This window comes from Oceanivirga salmonicida, assembly GCF_001517915.1.
GTDB lineage: Bacteria > Fusobacteriota > Fusobacteriia > Fusobacteriales > Leptotrichiaceae > Oceanivirga > Oceanivirga salmonicida.
In genome coordinates this window covers 1-4,212 of record NZ_LOQI01000097.1, presented here as the reverse complement: position 1 = coordinate 4,212, position 4,212 = coordinate 1, and the positions used below count along the sequence as shown (strand labels likewise).

Below are 4,212 nucleotides of genomic sequence, written 5' to 3'. Positions count from 1 at the left end.
TATTATTCTGTACACATATTGTATTTGTACTAATTCTGGACCTTTTAAAACATAACCTTTTGTTGAGTCATACACTATTTTCAAATTATTATTAAACTTCTTAACTTCTTCTTTAATATGAGTTATATCAGATAATATGGAATTTTTACTCGTCTTAAATATACTTATATAATCATTTAAAGTTTGTCGTTTAGGGTAAGTTGTTATTAAAAGAGCAATAATAAGTCTTCTTTCATTTTTATCTAATATATATTCTAATTCTCCAAGTATATTCCTTAAAATATTTTTTTGTTCTGTATTCAAAATTATACCTTTTTTAGGTATATTAACTATTTCGTTAATTCCATTTTTATTTAATTCTATATTTATTTTTTCTATATTATAATAGACTATACGCCTACTTTTTAATAATAAATTGGCTAATTTTGAAATACTTATTCCCTCATCAGTCGATATTAATATACTAGATAAATCATAAAAACTTTTATCACTATACATACTTCTCCCATTCTACTATATCTATTACTTTATACAATATTATTCAACTATATATAAAGCTATTTCATCTGTTTCTCTATTTGCAGAAATCAAATATTCTTCATTATCTTTAACAAAATAATTTATATTAGCAGCACCATAACCTTCGTCTATTATATCATATTTATATGAATTATTTTCATAATAAAGTACAAAAGTTTTCATTTCTGCTCTTCTATGACCTAAAACTACTACATTTTTTCCTTTTAATTTCCCTGACCATATAGCATGTAAAAATTCAAAATCTTCTTCAAATTCTTTTATCAATTCAAATTTCCCATTTATTTTTTTATATATTCTTAATTTATGACCATGAAATGGAGATATCGCTACTAATTCATCTTGCCCATCTCCATCTAAGTCAATTAATGTTGCATCACTAGATGGATGATTTACCAATGTTTCAATTTTCCATTTTTCACCCTTTATTTTAGGTGGAGTGTATAAATATACCCCGCTATCACATGAAATTATTCCCTTTTCAATACCATTTTCTATATGCTTATAATAACCATGATTTTTAAGCATATCTTCTTGTATAACAGTAAAATCTTTTTCTTCTAAAACTTCACAATTATCTAAATCTTTTGGTAATTCTACAAAATAAGTTTTACCTGGTTTAGTCCAATCATCTTTATAATCATGACCAGATTTTAATGCACATACTAATATATATTTAGTTCCATCTTGACCTTTTAAAACATCAAATCTATGTGCAAAAGGCACATTGGCTATGATTCTAACACTAAAATTATAATTCTCATCTTCTGGTTTCACATAAACTATTCTAGCTTCAGCTGAATCATTAGGCGAATGAAATTTTTGAGTAGCTAAAAAACTTCCTTCAAAATCTTCTAATGGTATTATACTCATAGTTCCACCTGGATTTTCCCATATAGTAGCCTTTCTTTCTAAGTTATGATTATATAGATAGCATTGATCTTGCTTTTCTGCTGCAACTACTATATGATGCTCTCCATTATATGCAATATTTGCCATTTGATAACACTTATTAAGTGTATCTAACACTTGTTTTCTAAACTTCATAGTTGGTCTCCTTTTAATACATTTTGTAAAAAGGCAGGTTGCCCTGCCCCCTTTTAATTATTCAGTTATTATTCCTGCTTCTCTCATTTTTGCTTCCATTTCTTTTGCATCTATTGGATTTTTCAAACCTATTACAATTTTACCCGAATCAATAGCTGGTTGAAATTCTTTTATAAATGCTAACGGACATAATGTTACGTCATACATTTTCGCTTGTCCCTTACCTTCTGATAATGAACAGTGATGAACCTTTGTTACATTTATATTGTTTTTCTTTAAAACTTTTTCAGCAGTAAGTTTCATCATTAAACTTGTCCCTGCTCCATTTGCACATGATACTAAAAATGTCATATTATTCTCCTTTCTCTTCCATTCTTCTCTTATATTCTTCATAATCTTCTGTTATTAAAAAATAATTTTCTTTATCTTTCGCATATTGTAATTGTGGTATTAATATTAAAACTACAACTATTATTGCTACACCTATATAACTTAAATATTGCATTATTATTGTAAATGCTGGCCATACAACTGCCCAGTCCCACATACCTAGATAACCACCATAAGCAGCCATACCTACATAATGTGCTATAAATGCTGATCCAAATACTTGACATAAACCTGCAATGAATGGGAATATTAATGTTGCTTTTAATCCACCCTTATTATTTGCATAAACACCTATTGTTGCATTATCAAAGAATACTGGAACGAATCCTGCCACTACTAATACTGGACTCTTTAAGATTATAAGCAATGATATTGCTAAGAATTGCCCAAAAGCTCCTGCTAAAAATCCTATTGTTATTGCATTTGGCGAACCAAAATTATATGAAATAGCACAGTCAACACCTGGTACTGCCCCTGGCAATAATTTATCAGATATACCTTTAAATGATTGAGTTAATTCAGAAATAAATGTTCTAACCCCTAATTGTAATATTGCTAAATAAACTGCAAATTTTAATGAAGTTTCTATTATATAGAAAAAGAAATTTTGACCTTCCTTAACAAATCCTTGTTCAATTAAAAATGGTTTTCCTAATATAGCCAATATTGCTCCAAAGAATATTAACATTAATACTCCTGTTGCAACCATATTGTCATTAAATATTGACATAAATCCAGGTAATTCTATATCTTCTATTTTTTTACTTGCTACTCGACCTTTTGCTCTATCTCTTTTACCCATTTTATCTGCTAACCAAGTAAATAAAGCAACACCAAACATTTGTTGATGGGCTATTGTAAAACCTGCACCATCTGTTAATTCTTGTGAGTATTTAACTAGTAAATTAGAACCTACTGCCCAGTATAGACCTAAAATTATTGCCATAACTGCCATTAATTTATAATCATTTGTTATTAATCCTGGTAGCGCAAATAAAATTAGCCAATAAGCTGTTGCTGCTTGTTGCAATTGAACATGCCCAGTAGTAAATACTGCTCTTAATTTAGTATATTTTGAAAATCTTACTAAAATTAAATTAGTTATAAATGCTATTGCAAGTAATATAACTACACCACTAAACGGTTTCCCGAATACTTCATTAACTCCTGCTTGTACTGCATTTTGACCAAAGTATGGATCTATAACCATGGCATTTAAGTGATATTTATCATTTAATCCAACTAATATTGGTCTAAAACTAACAACTAGTCCTTTTGACCCTTCGGATAATATCATAAATCCAACTATTGCTTTAATAGTTCCACTTAAAGTTACATACCATTCTTTTCTTAATAATAAATATCCCAATAAAACCATAAATCCTATAAAAAATTGTGGTTTAGTTAAAATGTTTGCATAAAATACTAACCATACTGGTTCTATGTAGCTCCATATAAGTTCCAAAACTCCTAAAAAAGTATTCATACTATTTCCTCCTAAATATTATATTTCTTTGATAATTCTTTTAATTCTTCTATTGTTTTAATTTTGAATAACTCTTCTTTTAATTCATCATTACCCAAAACTTCCATTAACTTTTGCATATTTTCTAAATGTATATCTGGGTTTTCAGATGCCAGCGTGAAAAATAGATTAGCTTTATTTTCTTCATCAAACACAACTTCTTTTTCAAATTTAGTAAATGCTATTTCTGTTTTAAATACATTTTTACCTTCTTGTGTAGAATGTGGCATTGCTATACCTTCTTCTAATACTATATATGGACCATATTTTTTCACACAAGTTATTAGTTCTTGACTATATTCTTTACTAACAACACCTTCTTCTACCAATCTAGAACAACTTTTAACTATTGCATCTTCCCAATCAGTAGCTTCTTCATAAAAAGCCCATAAATTTTTATCTATTACTTCTTTTAACATAATTTAATTTCCTTCTATATATTTTAATACTAAAAAAGTTTATATTGTACGACAAAAAAATTGCCTATATCAAATATAAACTGTTCACATATATTTTATTGTAAGTAAAATAATCTTAGTATATTTTACCACTGTTTATTAAATTGTCAAATTTTTTTTTATTTTTTTTTGGGTGTTGCCGTGAGTTTAGAAAATTTAACTAGTTAAAAATATAGTCAATGCCTTTTGAAATAAAGGTATTTTTTTGTCAAGTTTTTCAAATAAAACACTATGTAAAACTTATTTAATATGGTA

Annotated in this window: 5 protein-coding genes; all 5 read right to left on the bottom strand. The window is 27.5% G+C overall.

What is annotated here, in order from left to right; genetic code table 11:
- A partial coding sequence (locus AWT72_RS08125; RefSeq protein ID WP_156413118.1) for a BglG family transcription antiterminator occupies nt 1–498 on the bottom strand: 498 nt, incomplete at its 3' end.
- A 39-nt stretch (nt 499–537) separates the two neighbouring features.
- Nucleotides 538–1,584 carry a hypothetical protein gene (locus AWT72_RS08120; RefSeq protein WP_067143448.1) on the bottom strand — a complete coding sequence of 349 codons (1,047 nt, stop codon included), beginning with the start codon at nt 1,582–1,584 and terminating at the stop codon, nt 538–540.
- 57 nt (nt 1,585–1,641) lie between these two features.
- Nucleotides 1,642–1,935 carry a PTS sugar transporter subunit IIB gene (locus tag AWT72_RS08115; RefSeq protein ID WP_067143445.1) on the bottom strand — a complete coding sequence of 98 codons (294 nt, stop codon included), beginning with the start codon at nt 1,933–1,935 and terminating at the stop codon, nt 1,642–1,644.
- Between the two features lies 1 nt (nt 1,936).
- Complete coding sequence (gene ulaA / locus AWT72_RS08110; protein ID WP_067143443.1) at nt 1,937–3,460, bottom strand: PTS ascorbate transporter subunit IIC; 1,524 nt, start codon at nt 3,458–3,460, stop codon at nt 1,937–1,939.
- Nucleotides 3,461–3,471: 11 nt separating this feature from the next.
- On the bottom strand, nt 3,472–3,918 hold the full coding sequence (locus AWT72_RS08105) for a PTS sugar transporter subunit IIA (protein WP_067143440.1): 447 nt from the start codon (nt 3,916–3,918) through the stop codon (nt 3,472–3,474).
- Nucleotides 3,919–4,212 lie beyond the last annotated feature (294 nt).